The organism is Polyangiaceae bacterium (assembly GCA_020633235.1).
Lineage (GTDB): Bacteria > Myxococcota_A > Polyangia > Polyangiales > Polyangiaceae > JACKEA01.
In genome coordinates, this window is record JACKEA010000002.1 from 192,800 (window position 1) to 218,544 (window position 25,745).

General features: G+C 69.9%; 21 protein-coding genes. 5 read left to right on the forward strand and 16 right to left on the reverse strand.

Features of this window, described 5'->3' with window-relative positions; all coding sequences use genetic code 11:
• Nucleotide 1: 1 nt before the first annotated feature.
• The 9 genes from H6717_11445 to H6717_11485 all read right to left on the reverse strand — a co-directional run bounded on the left by H6717_11445 (nucleotide 2) and on the right by H6717_11485 (nucleotide 9,876).
• The gene (locus H6717_11445) at nucleotides 2-877 is read right to left on the reverse strand and encodes a phosphatase PAP2 family protein (GenBank protein ID MCB9577625.1); all 876 of its coding nucleotides are present in this window, start codon (nucleotides 875-877) and stop codon (nucleotides 2-4) included.
• Nucleotides 878-892: 15 nt separating this feature from the next.
• Nucleotides 893-3,136, reverse strand: a complete 2,244-nt coding sequence (locus H6717_11450; GenBank protein MCB9577626.1) for a sulfatase-like hydrolase/transferase — start codon at nucleotides 3,134-3,136, stop codon at nucleotides 893-895.
• Nucleotides 3,133-4,098 carry a tyrosine recombinase XerC gene (locus H6717_11455; protein MCB9577627.1) on the reverse strand — a complete coding sequence of 322 codons (966 nt, stop codon included), beginning with the start codon at nucleotides 4,096-4,098 and terminating at the stop codon, nucleotides 3,133-3,135. Before H6717_11455 ends, H6717_11450 begins: the two co-directional genes overlap by 4 nt.
• Complete coding sequence (locus tag H6717_11460) at nucleotides 4,086-4,730, reverse strand: hypothetical protein (GenBank protein MCB9577628.1); 645 nt, start codon at nucleotides 4,728-4,730, stop codon at nucleotides 4,086-4,088. Before H6717_11460 ends, H6717_11455 begins: the two co-directional genes overlap by 13 nt.
• Nucleotides 4,727-5,659, reverse strand: coding sequence for a hypothetical protein (locus H6717_11465; protein MCB9577629.1), 933 nt, complete (start codon nucleotides 5,657-5,659; stop codon nucleotides 4,727-4,729). The genes H6717_11460 and H6717_11465 overlap by 4 nt, the downstream gene beginning before the upstream one ends.
• Nucleotides 5,660-5,728: 69 nt before the next feature.
• Nucleotides 5,729-6,604, reverse strand: a complete 876-nt coding sequence (locus tag H6717_11470) for a hypothetical protein (protein MCB9577630.1) — start codon at nucleotides 6,602-6,604, stop codon at nucleotides 5,729-5,731.
• Complete coding sequence (locus tag H6717_11475) at nucleotides 6,604-6,966, reverse strand: hypothetical protein (protein MCB9577631.1); 363 nt, start codon at nucleotides 6,964-6,966, stop codon at nucleotides 6,604-6,606. Before H6717_11475 ends, H6717_11470 begins: the two co-directional genes overlap by 1 nt.
• A gap of 8 nt (nucleotides 6,967-6,974) precedes the next feature.
• Nucleotides 6,975-7,646 carry an SRPBCC family protein gene (locus tag H6717_11480; GenBank protein MCB9577632.1) on the reverse strand — a complete coding sequence of 224 codons (672 nt, stop codon included), beginning with the start codon at nucleotides 7,644-7,646 and terminating at the stop codon, nucleotides 6,975-6,977.
• 85 nt (nucleotides 7,647-7,731) lie between these two features.
• Complete coding sequence (locus tag H6717_11485) at nucleotides 7,732-9,876, reverse strand: putative metal-binding motif-containing protein (GenBank protein MCB9577633.1); 2,145 nt, start codon at nucleotides 9,874-9,876, stop codon at nucleotides 7,732-7,734.
• A 118-nt stretch (nucleotides 9,877-9,994) separates the two neighbouring features.
• On the opposite strand from H6717_11485, the gene H6717_11490 reads away from it, so the two are divergent.
• Complete coding sequence (locus H6717_11490; protein MCB9577634.1) at nucleotides 9,995-11,344, forward strand: sensor histidine kinase; 1,350 nt, start codon at nucleotides 9,995-9,997, stop codon at nucleotides 11,342-11,344.
• A 54-nt stretch (nucleotides 11,345-11,398) separates the two neighbouring features.
• Nucleotides 11,399-11,767: a response regulator gene (locus tag H6717_11495; GenBank protein MCB9577635.1), complete on the forward strand. Its 369-nt coding sequence runs from the start codon at nucleotides 11,399-11,401 to the stop codon at nucleotides 11,765-11,767.
• On the opposite strand, the gene H6717_11500 is transcribed toward H6717_11495, so the two are convergent.
• From H6717_11500 to hisF, 3 genes are read right to left on the reverse strand one after another with little or no spacing between them, the layout of a single operon-like run.
• The gene (locus tag H6717_11500) at nucleotides 11,768-12,151 is read right to left on the reverse strand and encodes a TerB family tellurite resistance protein (protein ID MCB9577636.1); all 384 of its coding nucleotides are present in this window, start codon (nucleotides 12,149-12,151) and stop codon (nucleotides 11,768-11,770) included.
• 33 nt (nucleotides 12,152-12,184) lie between these two features.
• Nucleotides 12,185-14,395, reverse strand: a complete 2,211-nt coding sequence (locus H6717_11505) for a hypothetical protein (protein MCB9577637.1) — start codon at nucleotides 14,393-14,395, stop codon at nucleotides 12,185-12,187.
• On the reverse strand, nucleotides 14,392-15,159 hold the full coding sequence (hisF, locus tag H6717_11510; protein ID MCB9577638.1) for an imidazole glycerol phosphate synthase subunit HisF: 768 nt from the start codon (nucleotides 15,157-15,159) through the stop codon (nucleotides 14,392-14,394). Before hisF ends, H6717_11505 begins: the two co-directional genes overlap by 4 nt.
• 465 nt (nucleotides 15,160-15,624) lie before the next feature.
• Between hisF and H6717_11515 the strand changes: the two genes are divergently transcribed.
• Genes H6717_11515 through H6717_11525 form a run of 3 tightly spaced genes read left to right on the forward strand, consistent with a single transcriptional unit; the run spans nucleotide 15,625 to nucleotide 20,073 of the window.
• Complete coding sequence (locus H6717_11515) at nucleotides 15,625-16,767, forward strand: hypothetical protein (protein MCB9577639.1); 1,143 nt, start codon at nucleotides 15,625-15,627, stop codon at nucleotides 16,765-16,767.
• Nucleotides 16,764-18,875: a serine/threonine protein kinase gene (locus H6717_11520; GenBank protein MCB9577640.1), complete on the forward strand. Its 2,112-nt coding sequence runs from the start codon at nucleotides 16,764-16,766 to the stop codon at nucleotides 18,873-18,875. Before H6717_11515 ends, H6717_11520 begins: the two co-directional genes overlap by 4 nt.
• On the forward strand, nucleotides 18,859-20,073 hold the full coding sequence (locus H6717_11525) for a PQQ-binding-like beta-propeller repeat protein (protein MCB9577641.1): 1,215 nt from the start codon (nucleotides 18,859-18,861) through the stop codon (nucleotides 20,071-20,073). The genes H6717_11520 and H6717_11525 overlap by 17 nt, the downstream gene beginning before the upstream one ends.
• Before the next feature lie 91 nt (nucleotides 20,074-20,164).
• On the opposite strand, the gene H6717_11530 is transcribed toward H6717_11525, so the two are convergent.
• Genes H6717_11530 through H6717_11545 form a run of 4 tightly spaced genes read right to left on the reverse strand, consistent with a single transcriptional unit; the run spans nucleotide 20,165 to nucleotide 25,723 of the window.
• Nucleotides 20,165-20,911: a hypothetical protein gene (locus tag H6717_11530; GenBank protein MCB9577642.1), complete on the reverse strand. Its 747-nt coding sequence runs from the start codon at nucleotides 20,909-20,911 to the stop codon at nucleotides 20,165-20,167.
• Entirely contained in the window at nucleotides 20,908-22,911 is a 2,004-nt protein-coding gene (locus H6717_11535; protein ID MCB9577643.1) for a hypothetical protein, read from the reverse strand. The genes H6717_11530 and H6717_11535 overlap by 4 nt, the downstream gene beginning before the upstream one ends.
• Nucleotides 22,908-23,717, reverse strand: coding sequence for a hypothetical protein (locus tag H6717_11540; protein MCB9577644.1), 810 nt, complete (start codon nucleotides 23,715-23,717; stop codon nucleotides 22,908-22,910). Before H6717_11540 ends, H6717_11535 begins: the two co-directional genes overlap by 4 nt.
• Nucleotides 23,714-25,723 (reverse strand): hypothetical protein, encoded by a 2,010-nt coding sequence (locus H6717_11545; protein ID MCB9577645.1) that lies wholly within the window; start codon nucleotides 25,721-25,723, stop codon nucleotides 23,714-23,716. The genes H6717_11540 and H6717_11545 overlap by 4 nt, the downstream gene beginning before the upstream one ends.
• Between the last annotated feature and the right edge of the window lie 22 nt (nucleotides 25,724-25,745).

Below are 25,745 nucleotides of genomic sequence, written 5' to 3' on the forward strand. Positions count from 1 at the left end.
CTCAGAACAAGCCGTTCAGCGTCAGGCCGCCGCCGCCCTCGGTGGGCAGCACGCCCACCCACACCGGCCGCTGCTTGAGCTGCGCTTCGCGGTGCAAGTGCGGCACGATCACGCCGATCCCGATACCGGCCATGGCGCCGGCAATCACGTCAGTCGGGAAGTGGACGCCTCCGCGGACACGCCCCCAACACACGACCGTGGTCACCGCCGTGCCGCCGGCCAGGGTGAGGTAGCCGCGGGTCGGGCCGGAACGCACGAAGGCGAGGTAGGTGGCCGTGGACGAAAGAGCCGCGGTCATCGATGCGTGGCCGGAGAAGAACGACAGCGCGGAGTTGGTGCTCGTGACCTCCGGCGCGGTACCGCCCTGGGCGACGATCTCGTCGCGCTCACGGTAGGCGCTGGGACGCGGCCGGCGCACGGCGAGCTTCGCGAGGTTCGTCACGGCGCCGGTGACGGCGGCGGTCTCCGCATACATGATGAGGTCCACCCAGCCCGCCTCGGCGCCATCCGCCACACCGGTGTAGACGGAGTCCCCGACGGCGTAGGCCACGCTGGAATACAGCCCCACGTTGGAGATCGTGCGTGCGGTAGCGCTCGGCTCTTGGTGCACCACACCGCGGTCGATGGATAGCAGTCGGTCCGTGGGACCGGGCTGTTGTGGGGTGAGCTCTTCCGTCGAGATGATCTGATTGAGGAGCAGCGCGAAGCCACCGGAGATGCTCAAGATGCCGCCGTCGAGCAAGGGATCCGCGATGAACCGCGCGCGCCCCTCGGGCGGAGGCTCCAGCGTCTTGGGCTTCAGCGGTTTGTCTTCCGCCCGGGCGGAGGCGGCGAGGACAAGGGGGAACAGGGCTGCCGAAATGATCGAGATACGCAATGACTGATCCAGGTCTCACTTGGGGATGGGTTTGACCACGACCTCCTTGAGATCGCGCCGGAACGCCTTGTAGCGCTCGACGTATTTGTCGCTGACGTCCTTGTCGTCCAGCAGGTCCTTCTTCTCGCCGGGGTCGGTCGCCAGATCGTACAGAGCCATCGGGCGGCCCAGGCTGCCGACCAGCTTCTTGTCGTCCTCGATGAACGCCTGGCGCTCGCCGTTGTTGGGACCTGCGCTCATGTCCACGAACACGATGCGAGGCTTGAGCTCGTGCCCCGGCGGGATCATCACGTCGTACAGGAGCGAGTGACCGCTGATGAAATCGGTTCCCTCCCCGCTGGGCGGCGGAAGCTCGAACAGGTCCAGGATCGTGGGCACCACGTCGATGGCGCTGCGCCGCACCTTCACCCGTCGCGGCGCCGCCCCTGGAACGTGAACGATGAACGGTACGCGCACCAGCTCTTCCCAGATCTCGAAGCCGTGACGGATCATGCCGTGCTCGGCGAAGGCCTCGCCGTGGTCGCTGGTGAACAGGATCGCGGTGCGCTTGCCGTAGGGCTGCTTGGCGACGAAATCGAGCACGCGCCCGACCTGCTGGTCCACGAAGGCCAGCTCACTGTCGTAGGCGTCGCGGCTCTTGGGCCCGAAATCGAAGCCCTCGTGCCGCACGTACTCCGCGTGCGGGTCCACGTAGTGGGCCCACAAGAAGAAACGCTTGTCGGTGTTCTCCGCCTTGCCGAGCTCGTCCAAGACGGCGTCGCTCACCTTGTCGGCGGTGACGGTGCGGTCGCCCTCCATCTGAATGGCCTTGGGGGCGGCGCTGTGATCCACCACGTCGAAGCCCCGCTCGAAGCCGACCCCCGGCTGGAAGAAGTACCAGTAGCCCTGCACGCTGATGGTGCGGATGCCGGCCTTCTGCAGGCGCTCTTGCACGAAGGTGTCTTCCGGGCCGAAGCGATTGAAGTGGCTCCAGCCGCGGTGCGTCTCGCTCGGATACTTGCCAATCAACATCGGCGGCAAGCTCTTGGCGGTGTAAGACGCGAGGGAGTAGGCCTTCTCGAACACCACGCTCTGCTTCGCGAGCTTGTCGATGTTGGGCGTGATGTTCCGCTCGTAGCCCATGTACCCGAGATCGAAGCGCATGGTGTCCACGGTGATGAGCACCACGTTCAGATCCTTCGGTAGCTTTTGGGCGACCCAGGCCTTCTTGTCCTTGGGCTCCTCTACCTCCGGCGTCGAGAGCTTCAGCTGGCGGGCGTCCTTACCGGAGCAGTCCTCGTCCACGCCGTTTTCCGGCACGTCGTCCGCACCCGGGCTGATGGCGGGATCGGCGTCGTTGCAATCACCGCCGCCGAAGCGCCCGCTGAAGCCGTCGTGATCGCGATCCGTGAGCTTGCGCAGCCGCGCGAGGGCCAGCTTGCCGAGGGGCGCGCCCCGCTCGGCGGCGAGAGCCACCTGGCGCTCGGCGAGGCCGGCACCGGCGCTGTACAGCGTGGTGGCGCCCATGAGCAGCGCGACGCCAAGGGCGGCGACGGCGGGCACGCGGCGCAAGGCCGCGGGCAGCAGATACGCCCCCGCCGCGATCAACAGCAATAGCCCCGGCCCTCGCAGATCCAACTCCGGACGCTTGAGCACGCCGAACAGCGCGAGGGTGCCACCGGCGCCGCTGGTGGTGCCCGTGACGACGGCGTAGGCGATGAACAGGGCGGCGACGGCGACACCCAGCCCCAGACTCACGGCCGGCGCCGGGAGCTTGTCGGCCGCGACGCGGGTCAGACCCCGGGCGGCGCCCAGGGCGACGACGCCCACGCCGAGGGCCGCAAACAGCGCGCCCAGGGCGATGGCCGCACCCCCGGCGGCCGCAGTGATGTCCGCCGCGAGGCCTCGGGTGGCGAGGGCGGCCGTGGCCACCAACCACAGCGCCGCGAATGGCGGCGCCAACAGCGCCAGGGCGCTGTCTTCGGGATGAAGCGACGCCTTCAGCCGCCGCCACGACGGGGGCGCCGCGGGGTGCAAGAACCACGAGCCCACCCCCACCGCGATCCCGACCGCAAAGGCGATGGGCCACACCAGGCCCGCGTCGCCGGCGAAGACGCGCCCGAACCCCTCACCCGCCTGCGCGGCCGCCCAGCGCGCGTCGAGAGCCGCCGCCACCAGTCCGACCAACGTCGCGCCCAGGGTCGCCCGCGCCGTGCGCAGGAACAGCTCCTTCGCGCCGAGCTTGGGCGAAGCTTCGGCCACCGCCGCTGACTCGTTCATTCCTTCGGCTCTCTCTTCTTCGCTCGTCGCGCCAGGGGGTGGGCGCGATCGTAGACACCCAGCAGTTGGTCGAGGGAGACGTGGGTGTAGCGTTGAGTCGTCGACAAGCTGGAGTGTCCGAGCATTTCTTGAATCGCGCGCAGGTCCGCTCCCCCCTCTAGCATGTGGGTGGCGCAGGAGTGACGCAGAGCGTGGGGGTGGAGATCCGGACGACCGGCGCCGAGCGCACCATAGCGCTGCACCAGGGTCTGCAGCCGCCGCACGCCAAGGCGACGACCGCGACGACCGAGCAACAGCGCTCGCGGATCCTGTGCGCCCGTCTTGGGGTGACGCAATTCGCCCCGCCGCGAGAGGTAGGCCAGCACCGCTTCGCGGGCCTTGCTGCCGAGGGGAACGATGCGCTCCTTTCGTCCCTTGCCCAGCACGCGCAGCTGGTCTTCCTCCAGTGACACGTTCTCCACATCCAGCGCCGCGAGCTCGCTCACCCGGAGCCCTCCGCCATAGAGAAGCTCCAGCGCCAGCGCATCCCGCAGCGCCTCCACCTCAGGGCGGCCCGTGAGCTGGTGCGGTGCGTCCATCACCTCCGCAGCCGCGTCCGCGGACAAGAAGCCTGGCAGCTTGCGGCGGATCTTCGGGCTCGCGAGCAGCGCCGCGGGGCTCTCCCGCAATACGCCCTCGCGCTCGAGGTAGCGGCAGAACGCGCGCACCGCCGCCAGCTTGCGGGCGATGCTGGTAGCGGAGCGCGTGCGCGCCAGATCCCCGAGCCAGCCCCGCAAGCTGAGCTTGTTCATGTCGGCGACGCCCACCGGTCGGTCGAGACGCTCGCGCAAGAAGCTCGCGAGCTGTTCGAGATCGCGACGATAGGCCTTCACGGTGTGGGGCGACGAGCGGCGCTCGCCGGAGAGGAACTCGGCAAAGCGATCGATGCGCCGCGCGAAGTCGTCCGCGCTCACGCCTTCCATACCGCCACCGTCCAGCAGGCTGCTCCCAGCAACGCGAGCGCGAGCCCCAGCTTGGCGCGACCGATCACGATGCGGCCGTCCGGCGTCACGCCGCGTAGCGCGACGAGCCCGAGCCCGAGAAGAGCGGACACGAAGCCGAGCACCAGCGCGATCAACCAGGGCGCCCCGGGGGCGTCGTCGCGGCCGAGCTCCGCCCGCGCCCGCTCCAAGGCCGCCTTCCTGTCCCCCGCCGTGGAGCGATCCCCTTCGCTCACGGCGAGCCGAGCCAGCGCTTCGTTGGCGCGGGCGAGGTGCGCCCGCTCCGGGATCCACAGGTGCCGGGTCTCCAGCGCCGCCCCGCGGATCGCGCGCCACGCGGACTCCGCCTCGCGGCGATCGCCCGCGGCCTCGGCGCCCACGGCAATGGCCGTGAGCCGCGCGTAGGCCTTGGGCACGTGGGGCGCGCCCGGCGCGTACAGCACCGCGGCGCGCCGCGCGTGCTCCGTCGCGCCGTGGAGATCCCCCTGGTCGAAAGCCGCGTCCGACTCCGCGAGCTCCCGCCGTCCCTCGAGCATCGCCCGCGCCGTCAAGGCGGCCAGGGCGAGCACGATCACCAGCAGTGAAAGGGCGATGGTCCGCAGCACCCGGCTCATAGGAAATCACGCCGTCGGAAGATGAGGCTGGCCACGGAAAGGAGCCCCACGGCCCAGGCCAAGGCCTGCGCCAGGGCCAGGAGCAGGTAGTCCCCGAGGGGGGTGGTCGAGATCTCGCCGGTGAGCAGCGGCCGGGGCGGCACGTACAGCATCAGGTTGGGGACGATCTTGCTCAGCACCTCCCCCAGCGTCTGCACCGTGGGACCGAACACCCGCGGCGGCAGGTGCGCCAAGGTGTCGGCGCTGCGCCCCACCAAGAACACGCTGAAGGTGAACACGGCGGTGAGAAACGGCGACGAGAAGGACGCGAACACGGTGGCGATGGCCGCCACCACCGTCACCTCGCACAGCGTGAGGGCCGCCGAGCCCAAGATCACGCGGCGATCGTCCGGCGCCCCGGAGCTCAGCCAATAGCCGGCGGCGAGCAGCAGCAGCGCCCACGGGATGGGCAACGCCGTACGCCAGCGCGGCAAGCGCCAGGCGACCAGCCCGAGGACCGCGGTGCAGCCGAGCCCGACCCCCACCACCAGACCGAGGGAGCGATCCGTCAGCCGCCCCAGGGCCAAGAGCAGCGCGCCGGCATTGGCGGCGATGAACACTCCCAGCGTGAGCACGGTCCCGGCGTACTTCCCCACCAGGTATTCGCTGCGGCGCAGGGGCCGCGCCAGGATCGGGAAGATCGTCTTCAGCTCCAGCTCGCGATAGAGCGAGGTCGCCCCCAGCACCACGGCGACGATGATGGCGTACAGCGAGATGGACGCCGAGCCCAGGTCGCTCACCACCCGCAAGCTGTCCCTGAGCGCGAACTGACCCACCACCAGGGCATAGGCCCCGGTGGCCAGCGCCAGCGCGAACAAGCCGTGCAACACCCGCGCACGCACCGCTTCGCGGTACGTGTTCAGGGCGATCACGCCGATGCGCGCCAGCATGCGACGATTCTTACTTCACTAAGCGGGATCGGACAAAGATCGGCGTCCCTGACTCATGTCTTGGAAATTTCAGGGCTTTGGCAGCGCCCGCTGGCACGCCTCGAGGGAGCGGAAGAGCCCCACGTCGCTGCGCTCGTCGTCCGGCAGCCAAGGGTCCCGGAGCCGCTCCAGGATGCCCCGCGCGCGATCGAGATCCGTGGTGTCGCTCGCGGGACAGGGCTCATTGCACGTCTTCGGCAGCTTCTCGCCAATGATCCCGTAGCCGCCCTCCACGATCATCGGGTGCAGGACCACCTCGAACGCCGAGCAATCCCGGCAGGGTCGCGTGCCGCCGTCAGCGCAGCCGAGGCTCACGCGCGGGCAGCGCGCCTGCAGGAACACCGGTCGTCCGGAGTAGCTCGCCGCGTCCTCCCCCAACCCGGACAGGGCTCCCACCATCGTCCCCCCGCTCGAGCCCCAACCGCCATCGCCCTTCCAGCTGCCATCCGCTTGCTGCCGCTCGGTGTGGCCGCTCGAGCCGTAGCGCAGGAGATGCCCCGCGTAGCCGCCAACCAGGGTGCGCTCGCGCTGCCCCTTCACGGTGCGCTCCGAGTCCAGGATCTCGAGACTCACGAGATCGTCTTCAGCGCCGCGCTGGGCCTCGGTGCGGGCACAGCGATACTTGCCGCCGGTGAGCCACAGCGTGCGCTGGGCTCCGACCCACGCAAACAGCTCGCTCACGTTGGAACCATGACGCAGCTCGCGGAGATTCGGCACCCGCTGCCGGAGCCAGTCGAGCTCGGCTTCCTGCTGGTTTCCCGCGTCCGCCGCGGGTGGCGCGGCACCGCTGTCCGGCTGCGCCGGGGGCTCGGGCACCGCGACCGCGCGCTCCGGCGGAGCCGGTCTCGGCGCTGCGGGCGTGCAACCCACGATCGCCAACAGCACGAGCCCGATACGCCGCGTCATCAGTACGGTCGGTCGGGCTCGATGCACACCCGCTCGTGCTGCACCACACAGCGAACGCTGCGCCCGTCGGCAGCCGTCGCACAGGACACCAGCTTCGCGCTGGCCGGCATCCCGCCACCGGGCGGCGCCAGCGACTCGAGCTCCCAGCACGCCGCCTCGCAGCTCGGGTAGGCCTTCGAAAGCGCGTGCTCGTTGCTCACGGGAGGGCCGTTGGGGCCGGGCTCACACGGCCCGTTCTGCGTGGGTTCCTGGGTTTGTTGGTCCGCCGCGGAACCTCCCGCTCCGCTCCCCCGGGAGCCGCCGCAGCCCACGACCGAGAGCAGCACGGCGGCGCTCGTTACGTAAGCACTCATCGATGTCATGGCGGGGCTCAGCGCGTGGCCAGGGCGCGCGGTTCGATGTAGTCGCGGATGTGTCGCGGCGTATCGAGCACCACGCGCTGCACCCGACTCTCGAACAACAGCCGCACCAAGCCGGGCCCCACGTCCACCGCCGCCGCCACGGTGATGAGACAGCGACTGTCGTCGAAGGGCTCCACCCGGAAGTAGCCCCAGACGTCTCGAATGCCGTGGGGCCGCGTGGGATCGAGCCAGAAGCGCAGGGTGCTCGGGCCGTCGTGACGAAGCACGACGGTGTAGCTCGCCGACACGATGCCGTTGCCCTGCTCGAGCTCCACGCGACGCTCCCCGTCCCCCTGCGTCACGAGCCGCGCGGACTTGGTCCGGGGCAGCACGGCAGGGAGCCGCGACACGTCCGCCAGAGCGGCGAGCACTTCCTGCGGCGCAGCGCGGACCAGCTGATACGACACGCCGCCGACGTAGTGCCCGTCGTCGCGATCGAGCTCGAGCGGTCGTGACACGACGGCGCCGTTCATGAGCTCCGCGCGCTCGCTGGGCCGAAGGCCGTCGGCGGGCCGACGTTGGATCAACGTGCGGCGGGCCGGCGCAGGGCGCAGACCGGCAGCATCGGCCGACGCAGGGACGGCAGCTGCGAGGATCGTGGCCACGGATGCGGCGACGAGGAGGCGACCCCCACGCGGCATGCGGCCAGGGTATCACAGGCCCGCGCCGCCCTGCGAACCGCGAGGTTCCGCGGCGAGGCGACAAGGAAATACCTGAAGTGAAGCTTCAGGGATCGGCGGTGAACACGTCGAGAAACCACGCGCCCGAGTCCCCGGCGTAGCCGTCGACTTGCACCAGGTACTCACCGGGATCGAGGGTGAGATCGAGGAAGCTGCGGCTCGCGAAGTAGCCCGCGGCGCAGGCCTTCGAGATTTCCTGACCGGGACAGCCGGGGCCTTTGCGGACTTGAAGCAACGTGGAGTAGGCGCTGCCCTGCATGTCGAAGATGACTCGCTTTTTCGCCGAGAGCACCAGCTTCAACATCTGATCCGGAGCGCCGCCGGGCGCGAGGCCGCCAAAGTCGCAGCCAGCGTCGTAGTCGGCGCTCGCGTTGTCGGTGTTGCCCTGGAAGAAGCCGCCCGTCTCGGGGATGAGCACGGCCTCGGCGCAGGTGTCGGCAAAGGGGACCAGGGTGGGCACGGTGGCGTTGCGCACGAAGGCGGTGAGCTGCATCGGGCTCGCCACCGTGGACTCGGCGATGGCGCGGTAGCTGCCCGCCGCCAGCGCGTGGCTGGCGGTGCGCACGGGGCTCAGGGTCGAGCTCTGGCAAGCGAGGGCGTCCGCCGGACCGCTGCAGGCGGGCTTGCTGAGGGCCACGGCGGCGGTGTCCGAGTCGCTCAGGCGTCCGACCAGGAGCACGTCGGACTTGGCCGCGAGATCCAGGGTGTAGGCGGCGTCGACGGCGCCGGGCTGACAGCCGAGCTTCACGTCGTCGGTGTGATCCGCGAGGGGAACGTCCAAGGTCTGCCCCGGCGTGAGCGGCGGGGCCGAGGTGCAGGTCTCGTCCGCCGGAGGCGTCGTGGGGGGTGACAGCTCCACCACCAGATCCAGATCCGTCGGCACCGTGGCGGCCACCGCGAGGTACAGCGTGCCGGGGCTGGCGGCCCGAACGAAGGCGTCGGCCTGTTTGCCCGAGCTGCAAGCGAGCTCCTGGCTCGGAGCGGTGCAGGGCCCTTGCCACCACGTGAGGGTGGGCTTGCCATAGCCGTCCAGGGAAACGGCGTAGGCGTGGACGTCCATCGGCGCCGTGAGGTCGAGGGAGAACACCAGCTCCCCGGTGTTGGCGCTGCACTCGCCGGTGAGGTCCTGGGCCGCGTCCACGATGGAGACCGTCTGGTGCACCCCGGGGCTGATGGGAGCCGCGGTGCCGCAGGTCTCGTTGGTCGGCTGGACGGTGGGCGGCAAGAACTTCACGTTCAGGGTGACGTCGGTATCCGCGGTGCCGAACACCACCAGCGGGTAGGCGCCGGGGGCAAGGCTCCTCAGGCGCAGGCGGGCCAGCTGTCCTGACTGGGGCACGGGCGACGAGGTGCTGCAGCCGAGCTCGGTGGCCGGAGCGCCGCACTGGCCGAAGCTGGCGAGGGCCAGCTGCCCCGCCGAGACCTGCGCCACGACGTCCACGTCCTGGGGGCCGCCGGCGGGCACGATCAGCGCGGCGACGGCGTCGCGCCAACCTCCGCCGCTGCCCGCGCAGCTGGCGGCGTAGTCGCTGGCGGTGGCCACCAGGGACAGGGTGCTGACGCCGGATGCGGTGATCTCCAATGGGTCGACGCAGGTGTCGTGCTCCGGCGCCACGCAGCCGGTTTCGTCGATCTCGCCGCTGCAGTTGTCGTCGACCCCGTTGCCGCAGATCTCCGGCCGCTCGCCGCTGACCAGCGGGTTGGTGTCGTCGCAGTCCTTGCCCCCGCACGCGGCGTCGGGATCGCCGTCTTCGTCCATGTCGCGGACCACGTGGTCGCAGGACTGGGTCGCCTCCACGCAGCTGTCGATGGTGCAGGTGTTCTTGTCGGAACAGGAGATGGGCTCCCCTTCCCGACAGCCGAGCTTGGGATCGCACACCTCGAGGCCATCGCAGTACACGCTGTCTTGGCACTTGCTGGCGTCCGGCGTGAAGCGGCAGTGCTTGATCTCCTGATCGCAGGCGTCGAAGGTGCAATCGATGCCGTCGTCGCACTGCCCATCGTCGACGCAGGGCCCACCGATGAGCGGATCGGCATCCCCCTGAGCGTCGCCCCCGCCGCTGCCGCCAGCGTCGCCGTCCGCGCCGGCATCTTTGGTGAAGGGGCTCGGCACGCTGGAGTCCCCGCAGCCCGGGATGGCGCCCACCAGCAGCAGCACCAAGACCGCGACCCAGACTCCCAACGCGCGCATTGCAACGTATCCTAGAGTCTAACGCGGCGAGCCGCCATCCATTGGGAAATGCGGCAGAAGTGACCGATCACGAGACCATGGCCGGGCACGCCAGACCGTGGCATCATCCTTCGCGCTCGTGTCGAACGAACGCCTGACCCGCCAGGAGCTGTCCTGGCTCCTGGCTCAAGAAGCCCGCGGTGCCGCCAAGGCCCTGCGCGAAGGCGTTTCGGCCATGACCCAGCCGCCGCCGCCGGGCAACGAGGTCACCATCCAGCACACCCCCGAGGTGGAAACCTCGCTGGATGCGCTGGACGACGCCATCGGCCGGCTGGGGGAGCTGCAGCTCGGCACCACCAGCAAGGCGCGTCGCGGACGCATCGATCTGGCGGCGTTGCTGTGCGAGATCGCGCCCAACGCCCGCATCGCCATGGAGCCCGGGGCGGGCACCGAGGTTTTCGGCGAGGAGAGCGAGCTTCGGCGCATGCTCCACCTGCTGGTTGGGCAGACCAACGCGGGGCCGAGCTCGGCGGGAGACGGCGGCGGCGCGGAGGTCGAGATCCGACGCCAGGGCGAGTGGGTGAAGATCAGCGCCGAGCTGGGGCCCGACGCCTCCCCCACGGCGGAGCTCGAGCGGCGCTGGCTGTCCCGCATGGCGGTGCGCCACGGCGGGCGTCTGGAGCTCGAGGGCGGCTTGCAGTCGATGTGGCTGCCCGCGGACGGCGCCAGCGATCAGCGCGAGGTCGCGGAGCTCCGCCGAGAGCTCGAGCAAGCGCAGCAGCTCGGCGAGGTGTACGCCCGGGAGCTGGCCCAGGTGGTCGCGTCGGGAGAGCTGCCGGCAGAACGCCCCGCTGGTCAGGAAGACCTCGAAGCGCGCTTCGAGACCCTGGTGGCGTCGGTCGCTGCGGTCGAGCGCGGCATGCGCGCGTGGCTCGACGGGCTTCGGGAAGAGCTGGCGGCAACGCCGGCGGCGTCCCTACGTCAGCGGGTGGAGGAGCGCCTCACTCGGGCTCAGTCGGTGATGCAGGAGCTGGGGCGGGTGGCGGACTATCCTTCCGACGACGCCACCCGCAGCGTCGATCTGAGCGCGGCGGTGCGCGATGCAGTGAACGCCGTGGCGAACCGAGCCACGCGACGCGGCATCCGGCTCGAGAGCGAGATCGCCCCGGACATTTCCCACACCACCCGGCCCGCGGCCTTTGCCGTCACGGTCCGAGCGCTACTGGACCATGCTCTCTTGGCCACGCCCCGGGACCAGAGCGTCACCGTACGCCTGGAAGCGGGCCCGGTGCTGAAGGTCGTGGACAGCGGGCCGGGCGTCCCCGACGCCGCCCGCAGGGACCTGCTGTCGCGTCGCGTGGACCCCACCTCCTTGGGCCGTCCGGACGGGATTTCGCTGCTCGCGGCCAGCCTTTCCGCCGGTCATTTGGGCGGGCGGCTGGAGATCGAGAGCGAGGGCGGCGGTACCGCTTTCGTGCTCCGGCTGTGAGCCCGGCGACGAAAACGCGATAGATGAGCGTCGGTAGGGCTATGATGCTCCACCATGCGCATTCTGGTCGTGGAGGATCAGGACTCGATCCGCAAGATGATCGAGGCGTTGGTTCAAGCACGTGGCTACAGCGTCACGGCGGTGGCCAACGGGGCCAAGGCCATCGACGTCGCCACCACGGATCCGCCGAAGCTCGTGCTGTTGGACCTGATGCTTCCAGGTCAGTACGACGGCTTCGAAGTTTGCCGGCGGCTGCGGGCGGATCCGACCACCCGCTCCATCCCCGTCATCATCATCAGCGCGTTGGACGACCCTGACTCCCGCGCAAAAGCGACCGACGCGGGAGCCAACGCCTACTACACGAAGCCCTTCAGTCCCATCGCGCTGCTCAAAGAGATCGAGCGGCAGGTGGGGGCCGGCTGATCACAGCAAGTTCAGGAAGCTCTTCGCTCGATCGCTGGCGGCGTCGATGATGCCCTTGGCTTCCAGCGTCGGAATGCGCAAGCGCTCGCACAGCTCTTCGAGCAGCTTCTTCTCGGTCTCGTGCTGTTCGCCGTCGATGTAGGTGAGCAAGACGGCGTGCTGCAACAGCACTCGGCGATCATCGAAGCTCAGATCGGTGATCGGGATGTCGTCGAGGGACTTGTGCTCCTTGGCGTAGGTGCGCACTTCCGTCGCCTCGCTGGGCGTCGCCTCGAACGCGTCCAGGAGCGCTTCGATCACTTCCAGCTCCTCTTGCGCGACCTTGCCATCCGCCCACGCCACGCTCACGAGCCCCTTCAGGATGGCCATGTTCTGTTCGTGCATGGGTCGACAAAAGCCCACACCTCGTGGCGGGCGTCAACGAGCTAGTAGGGTGACGCGCACGCGCCCTGGCGCCCCCGGCGGGGGCGCCAGTCGGGCGGCGCTGACGGGGATCCGGAGCCAGCGCTTCTGCCGCGTGCGGTGGACCGTCACCTCCACCGCCTCGCGGCACGGGAGTCCCGAGAACGCCACCCGATCGTCCTGCCGCTGGCTGGGCTCGAGGACCTGGTCCGCGGCCCCACCCCGCAGCGTGACTTGGGCGTCCTGGGGGACGCGCTTGACCGCGACTTCGGCGCTACAGGGAGCTTCCCGCTGGACGCGGCTTTCGGCTCGGGCCGCGACGCTGCGCACTCCACCGGACGCCAGGGCACGGCTATTGGGCAGCGCCGTAGAGCCCGCGGCGCCGACGAGGAGGAGCGCGCACAGAGCCCCGACGGCGGCTCGGGCCCGGCCGCCGGCGGCGGGCTCTTCGCGCTCGTCGTCCTCGTCGTCGGTGGTGACCGCGACCGGGGGCGGCGTGACGCTCTCCACGCTGGGCGGCGCCCCGGTGGCGTCCATTCCCGCGAGCAGCTTCAGATCGCGGCACAGCTCGCGATCGTCGCCCACGGAGGCGACGCCGAAATCCCGAAGCAGGTCGCTGACGTCACTCTGACGAGGCGCATAGCGCGGCGGCGCGTAGCGCGCGGGCCCCGCCGCGCGCTGCGGCAAGGTCGCCGACCGCGCGTGCTCGAACAGCTCCTCGACGCTGTACAAATCCGAGTCGTCCACCACCTCCGGCTCCCCGAACTCGGGATCCGGCCGCACCACCGGCCCGGCGGCGACCGCCTCCGGTTCCGCCTCCAGCTCGGCGACGGCCTCCAGCCACGCGCCGGCAAACGGGTCCGCCGCCACCGCCTCCGGCCAAGCCTCCCCAAACCCCTCCGGCTCCGCTTCCACGACCGGCTCCCCAACCGCAACCGCTTCCGCTTCCGGCTCCCCAACCGCTTCCGCAACCGGCTCCCCAACCGCTTCCGCAACCGGCTCCCCAACCGCTTCCGCGACCGGCTCCCCAACCGCAACCGTTTCCGCTTCCGCAACTGGCTCCCCAACCGCTTCCGCGACCGGCTCCCCAACCGCTTCCGCGACCGGCTCCCCAACCGTAACCGCTTCCGCAACCGGCTCCCCAACCGCAACCGCTTCCGCGACCGGCTCCGCGGTCGCTTCCGCCTCCGTCCTCACCTCCGCAACCTCGGGCAACGGCTGCGTGCGCTCCACGACCTCGGTCACCGGACGTTCCTCGACCTCCGCGATCACCACGGTGCACTCCGCGGGCAAGAGCTCCATCACCGGCGGCATGCGATCCGTCGCATCCTCGGGCAGCAGCACGCCGGCGGCACTGCCGAGCTGCGGCGTGTGCGCGCCTTCCGCGCGACGCTGGATCACCGGCTCCGGAACCGTCAGCTCCTCTCGCGGCGGAGCCGCCGCGGCGACGGCGAGAGGAACCGGGGACGGCGGGAGCTCGAGCTCCGGGATCTCGAGATCAGCCGCACACACCGCGGGCGCGGGCTCGCTCTCGAGCAGCTCGTCCACGTCGATGTCGATCGCGAGGTCCGACGGCGTGAGCTCAGCGACGGGCGCGACCTCGGGGCTCAGCCAGCTGAGCTCCCGCGGAGGTTCCGGCAGCGCTGCCTCGACGAGCACGGACGCGACGGCTTCCACGGGCGATGCGCTGACCTCGACGGCAGTCGGCGCCACGCTGGAGAGCGGCGCGATGGGGGTGAGCACCGGCGCCTCGGGCTCCGAGAGCTGATGCACCTCGACTTCGGCCACCACCGGCGCCGGCGTCGGCTCCAGGGCACCAGCGGCGCGGGCGCGATCCGTGTCTCGGTGCAGGCGGGCCAGGGCCCGGCGCCCCGCGCCACGGTTCACCGGGATCAGGGCGGCCTCCAGCTCCTGTACCAGCGCGTCGATGCCCGCCGCCGCGGGACGTTGGCTCGCGCGCAACAGCGCGGGCGTCACCGAGCTCGCCTCCAAGAGCAGCTGACCGAGCAGCAGCCGGAGCGCGGCTTCCGCTTGCGCGTCGTCCGCCGAGTGACCGCTGGCGATGCGCACCGTGCCGTCTTCCCCCAGCACGACGTCGTCGCCGGTCACCGCCCGGGCCGCCGCTTGGTCCGCGGCCCCCAACACCAGATAGCCAGCGACCTCCGCCGCCAAGGAAGCCGCTCGACTCCGAGCCGCCCCCATCACCTCGCGCAGCGTCACGCTCATGCCTCACCTCCGCGGACGAGCACACCCTTCGATCGCAAGAAGGCCTTGGCCTCCGCGATGGAGTGAATGCCGTCGTGAAATATCGACGCCGCCAGCGCGGCATCCGCGCCGCCGGCTTCCAGACCCTCGTACAGATGCTCCAACGTGCCGACGCCCCCCGACGCCACCACGGGCACGGGAACGGCGGCCACCACGGCTCGAAGCAGATCGATGTCGTAACCCTGCTTGGTGCCGTCGCGGTCCATGCTGGTCAGCAAGATTTCTCCCGCACCGAGCGCCGCCGCCCGCACGCACCAATCGACGGCGTCGAGCCCAGTGGCGCGGCGGCCGCCATGGGTGAACACCTCGAAGCCACCGCTCGCGGTGCGCTTGGCGTCCACCGCCACGACCAGCGCTTGCGACCCCCACGCCTCGGCAATCTCGCGCACCAGCTCCGGGTGCTCGACCGCCCGGGTATTGATGCTGATCTTGTCAGCTCCTGCGTCGAGCAGTGCCCGCACGTCGTCCTGGGAGCGCACGCCACCGCCCACCGTCAGGGGCGTGAACACCACCTCGGCGGTGCGCGCCACCACGTCCAGCAGCGCGCCGCGGGCCTCGTGCGAGGCCGTGATGTCCAGGAAGGTGATCTCGTCGGCCCCCTCGGCGTCGTAACGCCGAGCGCACTCCACGGGGTCTCCGGCGTCGCGGATCCCCACGAAGTTGACGCCTTTCACGACGCGACCGTCGCGGACGTCCAGACACGGAATGATGCGCTTCGCCAGCATGGAGGAGAGCGCCTTCCCCCATAGCGGAGGGGCCCATTTCTGGACAAAGTCCTTGCACTTGCCCCACCCTGCCCGGAGCGGTCGGTCGGGTATAGTGTGGGGGCAATGCCCCCGTGCCCGCGCTGCGGACGCCCCCAAGAGCCCGGACGTGGCCACTGTGCGGCGTGCGGGACGCGGATCCCCGCGGCAGGCGCCCGAGTGGGCAACGAGACACTGGTGCTGGGCAGCGGCGCCGTGCTCCCCACCGCCCCGCGCGGCAGGACGGTGAAGCTCCAGGAAAGCCCCGCACCCAAGGCGCAGCTACCGCGAGAGCTTGGTTCCGCGCCGCCCCGACCCCCAGAAAACCCAGAGCCAGCGCTGCGACGGGCGCCTCGGCATGGGGATGACCTGGCGCGGCGCATCGTCCAGCGCCGACCCCAAACTCCGACGCCCGAGCCGGCTCTGCCCCTCCAATCCCGGCGCCCGTTGCTGCTGGGGATCGCCGCCGCCCTCGCCCTCGCGGCCCTGGCGGCGGCGGCGCTGTTCCTGACGCGAGTCCGCGTGAGCGGCGTCGTGACCTTGGACTCGACCGGTCATCAGCTCTTGATGCTCGACTGTCCGCGTTGCGCGGAGGGCAGCGCCGTGGCGGTCCAGGGGGTGGCGGGCAAGCTGGCCGCGGGCAAGGTCACCCTGCGCCTCGAGCCGGAGCTCGAACCGGGCCATCAGGAGCTGACGGTGGAGGTGGGACGTCCGCCCCACGAATACGCCGTCACGGTGCCGGTGATGGCGCGCTTCACCCCCGACATCGCGCCGCTCTCGGATCCGAAGCCGCGGCTATCCGTGCGCGTGGAGGCGCTGCCCACGGCCGCCGTCGTTCTGAACGGTCGCGCGGTGGCCCTGGACGCCCAGGGACGGGGCAGCCTGGAGCTGGATCTCACCAGTGACCTCACCGGCCCGGCGGACGAAAAGCAAGGCATCGAGCGCACGCTCCCCTTCACCGCCACGGCACCGGGAATTGCACCGGTTCGGGGCCAGTTGGCGCTGTCCGTCAACGCGGTGCCATTGCGGATCGACGCGCCGGGTGACAGCATCGTCATCGATTCGGAGAGCTTCATGCTTGCTGGCGTCACGCAGAGCGGGGGCTCGATAACCGTCGAGGGGCGCCCCATCACGGTCGATCCTACGGGGCACTTCCTGCAACGCATGAGTGTGTCCTCCGTCGGCGAGCGAACCATCACCATCCGCGCCACCGCTCCCGGGCTGGCGCCCCGGATGGTCCACGTCACCGTGCGGCGCGTGGCGGATCTGACGCCGGAGATCGAGCGTTTCTTCGCGGGGGCCGAGCGCTCCTACGCGGCCGTCGCCGGGCGCCTCGCGCCCGACACCAAGGTGGGCCTCGAGGGGCGCGTCACCCACATCGACACCATCGGACAGCGCACCGAGCTCGTGCTGGAGGTCCCCTGCGACCAGCCAGCGTGCCCAGTGCGGGTGGACTATGGTGCCCGCACCGGCCTGCAAATCGGCGACCTGGCCCGCGTCGGGGGGCGCTGCGTCGGAACCTCCCGCGAAGGAAATCAAAACGTGCCCCGCATCGAAGCCAGCATCGTCGCACCGGGAGGCGCGCCGTGAGCGAGATGGTGCAGTGCCACGCGTGCAGCGGCCAGACGCTGGCCGACTCGCGCTACTGCAGCCAGTGCGGCGTGCGCCTCACCACCGGATCGCTGGTGATCACCGATGCCCCCGTGTCGCGGCGGCGCGAAGCGCTGGCCGCCACCACTCCCGGGCCCATGCCGACGGAAGACTCCGACGACGACCAGCCGTTGGCGGATCCGCTCATCGGGGTGGTGATCGCAGGGCGCTACAGGATCATCGAGCCCCTCGGCCGCGGTGGCATGGGCGTGGTGTATCGCGTGGAGCACGCGCGCATCGGCAAGCTGATGGCGCTCAAGCTCCTCACCGGCGAGCTGTCTCGGGACACCGAGGTGGTGGCGCGCTTCAAGCGCGAGGCGCTGATGGTCAGCAAGCTGAGCCATCCGAACACGGTGCAGGTGTTCGACTTCGGAACCTCCGACGGCCTCACCTACCTGGCGATGGAATACCTCCGGGGCGAGGATCTCGGTCGCGTGATTCGACGCGAAGGCCACCTCACGCCCCAGCGCACCGCCAAGATCATCATCCAGGTGTGCAGCTCCTTGGGCGAGGCACACCGCCTCGACATCATCCACCGCGACCTCAAACCCGAGAACGTCTTCATTCTCGAAGGGCAGGCCGGTGGTGACCTGGTCAAGGTGCTCGACTTCGGCTTGGCCAAGCTGAGAGAGTCCGCCGAGCTCGGCGAGGTCACCTCCCGCGGCGCGATCGTGGGCACGCCGTACTACATGTCGCCGGAGCAAATCCGGGGAGAGGCCGCGGACCAACGGAGCGACATCTACTCCCTCGGCGCGTTGATGCACATGTGCCTGACCGGCGAGCCCCCCTTCGATGCACCGCGACCGATGGGCGTGCTCACCAAGCACCTGACCGAGGCTCCGCAGAACCCCTGCGCTCGCTACCCCGATCTTTCGCTGCCCGTCGGGCTCGGAAACATCGTGATGCGCGCCCTCGAGAAAGAGCCGGAGCGCCGCTTCCAGTCGGTCGATCAGCTGCAGCAAGCGTTGGTGGAAGAGCTGCGCCACGAGGGCCAACCGAGCGTCGAGATCCTGCTCGACTCCGGTCAGATGCACGCCTTGGCGCAATCGGCGGAGGACGCCGCCACCCGTGACGAGGTCGAGCGCTACGAGCGCAAGCTTCGGCGCCGCGGTCTGGTCGCCAGCGCAACGCTGCTGTTCTCCATAGTGGCAGGTGGGCTCGTCGGTTGGCGCTTGATGGTGACGGCCGCAGAGTCGCCGACCTTCGAAGGCTCCGAGCTGGAGCCCAACAACACGGCCAGCGAAGCCACGACGGTACCGTTCGGGCAAGCGGTCCACGGGCAGATCGGACGTCGCATCGACGCCGGCCGCAGCGACCGCGACTTCTATCGCATCCAGGTTCCCCCCGAAGGCAAGGTGGTGTCCCTGACGCTCTCGGGGTTGCCGAACATGCCGCTGTGCGCGCTGGTGTATCGCGTGGGCATCGAGTCACCCCTCGGCACCTACTGCGTCGGCAGCTCCGCCCGCGCCCTCGAGGTGCCCGCCCTCGAGCTGTCGGCGGGGCCGCACCTGGTGGCGGTGATGCAAGATCGCGATCCCTACGGCGGCGCCGCCCCGCCGGTCTTGGAGAACGTGTCCGACAGCTACACCCTCACTCTGGCCGCGAGTCAGACGGCGCCGGGTGCCGAGCTCGAGCCCAACGACTCCATCAAGGACGGCAACGTCATCGCCCCTGGCACGCCCCTGGTGGGACGCCTGGCGTGGATGCGTGACGTGGACGTGGTGTGTGCCAAGCCGGGCTCCGGCACGGTGCGCTTCGTGGTGGAGGACGCCAAGCTCGGCAGCCGCCCGTCGAGCGCCGTGCTTCAGGTGACGCAGCACGGTGGCGCAGCGGACGGCATCCCGACGCGCGTGCACTCCGCCAAGAGCGGCGCGGCACATCCGCCCAACGACATGCCCAGCCCGTGGAGCAGCGGCGAGATCGAGGCCACGGCTGAGGGCAGCGCGTGCTTGACGCTGGAGCTGGTCCCGAATCCACTGAGCCCGCCGATGCCCAAGGTGGCGCCGGCCAGCGCCGAGGAATACACCGTCCGTGTCGACAAGCTCTGACCATCGTCTCGGCTGGGCCCTCGGGCTCGGCGCCGTCGCCCTGGTCGCGCTGCTGTCCCGCGCCGCCGCCGAGCCCATCGACCCGTCCCTGCCGCAACGCCGCAGCGTCGGCGCCCCCGCCGGCGCCGCTGCCATGGCGCGCGTCGACGCCGCTCGCAGCGGTCGCGCTCGAACGGCGCTTCCGGACGCACCCAAGATCCTGTGGCGTGCCCGCGCCATGGGCTCGGCGCGCGGCCCGGTGGCGGTGAGTCGAGACGGCGCCGTGGTGATCGCCTCCAGCGGCGGCACCTTGAGCCAGCTCGGCGCCGACGGAAAGAACGCCTGGTCCTTGCGCACGGGAAACGGCTCACCCGTCACCGGACCCGTGCTGCTCAGCGACGAGCGCCGCGCCGTCGTCACGTCCGCCGCCGAGCTCGTGCTGGTGGACGCCGACGGCAAGCACCCCACCACGGTGTCCCTCCCCCTCTCCGGCGCGCGGGTGTTCGCCGAGCCATTGCCCACGCCGAGCGGCGGCCTGCTGCTGGCCTCGAGTCTCGATCTCTTGCTGCTCGATGGCGCCGGTCGGCTCCAGACTCGCGCCAAGGTGCCGGAGACCGTGATCACCTTGATCGGACGCCGCGCAGATTTCCTCGCGGTGAGCGCTCGCGGCAACGTGTACGCCTGGCAGCCCCCGTCGTTGCCCAGGAAGCTCGGTTCCTTCGGTGGCTCGGTGCTCGGAGCGGCGCTCCGCAGCGAGCGCGTACTGACCGCGGTGGTGGACGAAAAGCGCGTGGTGGATCTCGATCTGAGCACCGACACCCGACACCTTCGCCTCGACGGCAGCGAGCGCCTCGAGGGCCAGCTCGCGCTGCTTGCCACTGGGGAAGCGCGCCTGACGACCACCGACGGCCTGCTCGAAGGCCTCGAGAAAGACGGCCACGAGAGCCTTCGCGTTCCCCTCGAGCCCCTGGTCGGCTTCGGCGATGCTGGAGCTCCGGGCATCGGCGTCGCCAGCGGCGCGCCGGCGCCCATCGTCGATTCCGCAGGGCGCACCGGCTTCGTGCGCCCCGGTGTGGACGCCGGCGTGGTCAGCAAGGACGGCAGCATCCACGGCGCCGCTGGGGCCAGCTGTCCGGATCCGGTGGCGCTGGCGCCCGCCGGCGAACGTCGCATGGTGCTGGTGTGCAGCACCGGACACGTCTGGATGCTCGGAAGCTGATCCAGCATCTTGTCGCGGCGGCGCGGGCACACCGCGCCCGCGCGGAAACGACGGCACGGGACGGGGCTCGCGGCGGACCAACAAGAAATCGCTACAAGCGGCGTTCGTCGAGCAGCGTCTTGATCGCGCGTCGCATGCGGGTGAGCTGGCTCTCCGTGGGCACCGTGGCCGACAGCACGCTCGAGGCACCGGCGGGGGCCGGCACGATCGAGACGTCGTCCACCAAGATGCGCCCGTCGGTGAGATAGAGCGGCTCCACGAACAAGCACGGGCTCTGGGACATGGCCGGCGCTACCGCGTGGTAGCGGCACCAGCCGCTCTCGTCGGGAGTCGCACTGTCTGGAGGGACCGAAGCGATGGGCGACACGATCAGCGAGGTACACGAGATCAAGCTCACGCCCGTGAGACCACAATCGGCCTCCGGCGGCTTGGCCCACAGCGTGATGTCCATCGGCTGATCCTTGGGCGCGGCCGCCATGCCCAAGAAGTCCACGTCCGGCGTGAGCACGCCGCAGGTCACCCCCGAACGGCACAGGCCGCCGGTCTCGCGGATCAACGTGGCGGAGCCTCCGGAGCCGATCGCGCGCCAGCCGTACTGGCCGCTGCCGCTGGTGAGCTCGAAGTCACCGTCCACCATCAGATTCTTCGTGAGCGTGGTGTGACCGAAGGGATTGCGTTGCTCGACGGTTCGAATGGGCGCTGCCGAATCGACCGGGGGCTTGGCGTCCACGCCCGCATCCACCGGCGGCGTGGGCCCGGCATCGAGGGGACGAAGGGAGGTTTCGTCGTCGCCGCAGCCCGGCAGCGCCACGAGCACCATCAGCGCGAGCCACTTCATTTCAGGTTGTCCCTCACCCACGCCAGGGCCGCTTCGTAAGGGGCATCCTTGCCGGAGAGCAGCGACGTCTGCGTGTGCTCGACGATCACGTCCGGCTCGGCACCCTGACCGATGAGGGTGTCGCCCTGGAAATCGATGGTGTCTCCGCTCGCCAGCTGGAAGCCGATGCGGGACCAATAGGAGAACTCGTAGAACGACGAGAACGCTCCGGCCGTCTCGTGGGGGCCGAAGATGCGCACGTTGGGAGCGCCCTTCATGCCCAAGGGCAGGTAGTCGCTGGCGGAGCCGTCTCGGTGCAGGATGAGCGCGACGGGCAGGTTTGGATCGTAGGCGTCGCTGCCCACCTGATACACCTGGCTCGGGAACTTCACGAGCTCCGTGAAGCGCGCGAGCCCCTCGGCTTGGTCCTTCGGGCCGTCGTCGGCGGCGGTGGCCATGAAGGTGGGACCCACCGCCAGCGCGAACGGCGGTCGCACCAGCTTGGTGATCTCCTCCGGCGCATCGAGCGTTCCGCCGTTGCCGGCGCGGTGATCCAAGATCACGCCGCGAGCGTTGTCCCGGAAGAACTGATTGCTGTCGGCGAAGAACGGGGTGAGACCCTGCGACGTTCCATACAGGTTGTCGAAGGTCATGCCGTAGATCTTCTCGCCGGGCTGACTGTCGACCAGCTCGTCGCGCCAAGGGACGAAGGGCACGTGATGCGCGCCGATGCCCGCGGGCGGATTCTTCAGGTGATAGAGCGGGCGGTTGTCACACGACGGCGTCTGCCCGGTGTCGGGCAGCTCCGTGACGGGGATGGTCTCGATGGTGCCGTTGCAGGCGAGCGTGGCGGCGTCGCAACGGATCACGCTGATGGTCTTGGCGAAGGACGCGATCGATGACGCGAGGCCTTCCGCGTACTCCGCATCGACGTCCGCATCCGTCGCGGCGTGATCACGGAAGTTCACGGGCCGGAGCGAGCGCGCCCACTCCAAGGGGTGCACGCCGTCTACCGCCACCAAGCGGTCCCCGGGCACGAGCCCCAGGTGATTGTCGTCGGACCCCACGTGGCTCACGAGCACGTCCGCCCACCCCGCCTGGCTGGGCCAGACGCCCTGGGTGAGGTCCGCCTTGCCTTCGATGAAACAGGCGCCGAAGTGCCGCGAGCTGGCCACCGAATCGAGCCCGGAGCGAAACGCGGTGTGCCAATCGTTGAGCTCACGAACGCCCCGGGCGAAGGCGCTCCAATACTGCCACGCCGTCTTGGCCGTGAGCATCGTCTGCATCGTGGACAGCGCCACCGGCATGTATGCCGCTCGAGAGCGCTTGCCGCCGAAGAACAGACTCACGCGCGCCATCAGGTACTCCGTGACGCTCTTTCGAACCGTGGGTGGCGGCAGCGGCGGAACGAAGCGCGCGCCCTGCTGACAGCGCTCGCCCACGCACAGCGCCTCCGAGCCGCACACGGGGTCGAAGGCGCCGCTGCAGACCTGGCCGCCATCGTAGCTGCCATCGGGAACGAGCTCGATGGCATCGAGGTCCACGTCACTACCCGTCACGCGGAACACGGCGCGGGTCAGCTCGTCTCCCGTGACACTGAAGGGATTGCTCACCAGCTCCACCCAGCCGTCGCTGGTGACCGTACCGCTCGGAAACAAGTAGGCGACTTCCGTTCCTCGCGGCGCACCGTCGTTCTCGAGCACGATGCGGGCCCACACTCGGGCGTGGCGCACCCAGGCGTGGGCGACGAAGCTGCGATCTTCCGCCGGCAGCTCCAGCGGCACCTCGAACACGCCCTGCTGAGCGGAGAAGCGCGCGAAGTAGTCGCCCGCGAGGGGCAGCTCGCTCTCTTTCGACAGCAGCTCGAAGCTGCAACCGTCCTGGCAGTCGACCTCCGCCTCGCTCTCCAGCGAGTGGAACACGACGGCGTCTGCTGCGGGCGCGAAGTGCCCCGTGGCGTCGAAGCTTCCGGCCCGCGCCGCGGGGGCGAGCAAGAGCAGGGCCAGCGCGATGCGCTTCACCGCCGCGCTCTCCGCATCCAGGCGTCCAGGGCCTGGCGAGCCGCTGGCGGAGGATGCGCCCCCGGCGAGAGCCACTTGCGGAGGCCATTGCGTGCTTCGTCCAGCGCGCGTGCGTCCGCTGGTGCCACCTTCGCGATGGTCTCCGGCGCATCCGCGGGGGCGGCCTGCACTACAGCGTCGTCCACGACCGCCTCTCCCTCGATGAAATGCGCCTGCAGGAACAAGCACGTTGCGCTGGTGCGCTCGGCGCCCACCGCTTGGTAGTGGCACCAGCCGTCGGCGTCGGGGCCGTCGGGGTCGCTCATGGGCAGGTCCGGATCCTTGGCAAAGTCGCAAGCGAACAGGTGCACCCCCATGTCGCCGCAGTCGTTCGTGGGCACCTTCACCCACACGCTGGCGCTCACCTTGGTACCGGAAGGGGATACGCCAATGGCCGCGACGCGTTGGCTCTGGGTCATGTACCCGCACTTCAGCCCGCTCCGGCACATGGGCCCCACGCGGATCTGCGAGAAGTTACCGGTGGGAGAGAAGTACACGGCATCCACCCAGCCGTACTGCCCGCTGAAGGGGCTCGACCACTCGAAGTCGCCGTCCCAGAGCAGGTTCTGCGTGGCGGCGACGTTGCCGAACGGGTTTCGCTGCATCACCGTGCGCCGCACCTTTGGGGGGCTCGCGTCCTGGGCCGCGTCGGGGAGCCCGCCGTCGAGCGAGGCATCCCCCCCCGCGTCCAGCGGCGAGAGCGTCGTCTCGCCGTCGCCACAGCCGCCCCACAGCAGCAAGAGCGCCAGAGCCCAACCGCGGTTCATGGCTTGAGCTCCGTCCGCACCCAGGACAGGGCGGCGTCGTACACCGTGTCCTTGCCCGAAAGCAGATCGCTCTGGAGCGGCAGCACGACCACGTCCGGCTCCACCCCGAACCCGTTCCGGGTCTGACCCGTGGCGTCGATCGTGTCTCCCACCGCGATCGAGTAGCCGAGGGCCGACCAGTAGCTGAAATCGAACAGCGTGGAGAAGGCGCCTGCCGTCGGATAGGGACCGAAGATCTTCGCCTTGGGCGCGCCCTTCATGCCCAACGGCAGCCAGTCGCTGGCGGACCCGTCGAGGTGGATCAAGAGCGCCACCGGGAGATCGAGGTCCGGGTTCGGTCCGCCCGCGCTCTCGACCTTTCCCGCCGAGAGCAGCGCGTCGAAGGTCGCCTTGCCCTCCAGCAAGCTCGGGCCGACGTCATCGGAGCGCTTTCGAAACAGGAACACATCCAGTGGAGTCGGCGTGCGTACCAAGTTCCAGATGATGGGAGGACCCAGGTTGGTGCCGCCGAAACCGGTGCGATGATCGAGGATCACGCCGCGCGCCTTCGCGCGCCAGTCGGCGACGGCGCTCTCGAGCAGTGGACCTACGCCGCCCTGGCCACTGACGTTCAGGGAGCTCCACTGCAGGCCGTAGATCGCCTCTTGAGCGTTGCTCTCTTGCACGATGCCGCTCACGAAACCGCCCTGCGGATGGCTGTCGCTGGAGCCGGGGACGTGCAAGATCGGGCGGTTGTCGCAGGAGATGCCCGCCGAGGTGCCCGGCGCGGACGACGGCAGGTCCGTGATCGAAATCGTCTCCGCCGTGGTCGCGCACTTCTTGGTGCCCGCGTCGCAGCGCAGCACCTCGACGTGATCGGCGTACCGCGCGATGAGCCCCGCCAAGCGGGAAACGGCCTCGGCCTCGGTGCTGTGGTTCGACGCGCTCCAATAGCCCGAGTCCACGCCGATGAGGGACCTTGCCCACTCCACCGGGTGCTCTCCGTCCACGCTGATCAGCCGATCCCCGGGGTGGAGGTCGAAGGTGTTCGTGGTGCCCACGTGAGAGACCAACACGTCGAGCTTTCCTGCCGGCGCAGGCGCCACGCTCTTGGACAGATCCGCCTCTCCCTCGATGAAGCACACGCCGATGGGCTTCTCGTTCGAGAGCAGGAAGCCGGAGACGTCGTTGCCCTTGGTGTGCCAGTCGTGGAGGCGATGAATGGCGACCTGGAAATGACGCCAATAGCTGAATGCATCCTGCGCACTCGCCATGCCGTCGATCTCCGCCAGGGCGTTCGGAAGGTCGAGCTTGCGGTTTTCGTAAGGGCCGAACAGCGCCGCCAGGCGTGTTCGAAGATACGCCGCCAAAGCGGACTTCGTGGGTTCCGGCGGCATCGGCGGCACCTGGGAGGCGACGTTTCGACAGCGACCCCACATGCACACCTGGCCGCCCGAGCACGCCGCGTTGTCGGCGACTCCCGCGCAGGGCTTCTCGTCCACCGCGGGGCCATCCGGGGCGACCTCCAGGGCGTCCACGCTGGCCTCGGAGGGAGCGAAAATGCCGAAGGCGAGCTCGGTGATCCGCGCCGGATCCACGCTGAAGCCTCGAGTCGCGACCTCCACCCAGCCGTCGCTGGTGACGCGACCGGTGGGGAACAGCACGGCAAAGCTGTCCACGCGACCGTTTTCGTCGCGTGCCTCCAGAGTACCCACGATGCTGCCGCCCCGAACCCAGGCGCTCGCCCGCAGGGCTTCTGCCGTGGCGGGCACCGGGACCGAGAAGTCTTGTCCCTCGAAGCTACCGAGGCTCAGCACGTGCGTGCCGTCGAGGGCGTCGGCGTCGTCGCTGATCACCAGGCCTGGGCCCGCGTCGGCGCCCGCATCGGCGACGGGATCTTCGAAGCTCTCCGACCAGGTGGTGGCGGCGTCGAAGCTCGCTTCCCCCGAGGCATCGAAGACGAGAGCGTGCGCCTCGCCGCTCCAAGCGAGCAACGCGAAGGCAGCGAATGTCGTCCGTTTCAGCACCGAGCCGAGGCACCGTACGTCG

Coding starts and splice junctions, on each gene's coding strand:
- H6717_11460 (MCB9577628.1), bottom strand. CDS start 4,730: ATGAGCCGGGTGCTGCGGACCATCGCCCTTTCACTGCTGGTGATCGTG.
- H6717_11495 (MCB9577635.1), top strand. CDS start 11,399: ATGCGCATTCTGGTCGTGGAGGATCAGGACTCGATCCGCAAGATGATC.
- hisF (MCB9577638.1), bottom strand. CDS start 15,159: ATGCTGGCGAAGCGCATCATTCCGTGTCTGGACGTCCGCGACGGTCGC.
- H6717_11475 (MCB9577631.1), bottom strand. CDS start 6,966: ATGACATCGATGAGTGCTTACGTAACGAGCGCCGCCGTGCTGCTCTCG.
- H6717_11465 (MCB9577629.1), bottom strand. CDS start 5,659: ATGCTGGCGCGCATCGGCGTGATCGCCCTGAACACGTACCGCGAAGCG.
- H6717_11500 (MCB9577636.1), bottom strand. CDS start 12,151: ATGCACGAACAGAACATGGCCATCCTGAAGGGGCTCGTGAGCGTGGCG.
- H6717_11480 (MCB9577632.1), bottom strand. CDS start 7,646: ATGCCGCGTGGGGGTCGCCTCCTCGTCGCCGCATCCGTGGCCACGATC.
- H6717_11485 (MCB9577633.1), bottom strand. CDS start 9,876: ATGCGCGCGTTGGGAGTCTGGGTCGCGGTCTTGGTGCTGCTGCTGGTG.
- H6717_11530 (MCB9577642.1), bottom strand. CDS start 20,911: ATGAAGTGGCTCGCGCTGATGGTGCTCGTGGCGCTGCCGGGCTGCGGC.
- H6717_11455 (MCB9577627.1), bottom strand. CDS start 4,098: ATGGAAGGCGTGAGCGCGGACGACTTCGCGCGGCGCATCGATCGCTTT.
- H6717_11505 (MCB9577637.1), bottom strand. CDS start 14,395: ATGAGCGTGACGCTGCGCGAGGTGATGGGGGCGGCTCGGAGTCGAGCG.
- H6717_11470 (MCB9577630.1), bottom strand. CDS start 6,604: ATGACGCGGCGTATCGGGCTCGTGCTGTTGGCGATCGTGGGTTGCACG.
- H6717_11540 (MCB9577644.1), bottom strand. CDS start 23,717: ATGAACCGCGGTTGGGCTCTGGCGCTCTTGCTGCTGTGGGGCGGCTGT.
- H6717_11450 (MCB9577626.1), bottom strand. CDS start 3,136: ATGAACGAGTCAGCGGCGGTGGCCGAAGCTTCGCCCAAGCTCGGCGCG.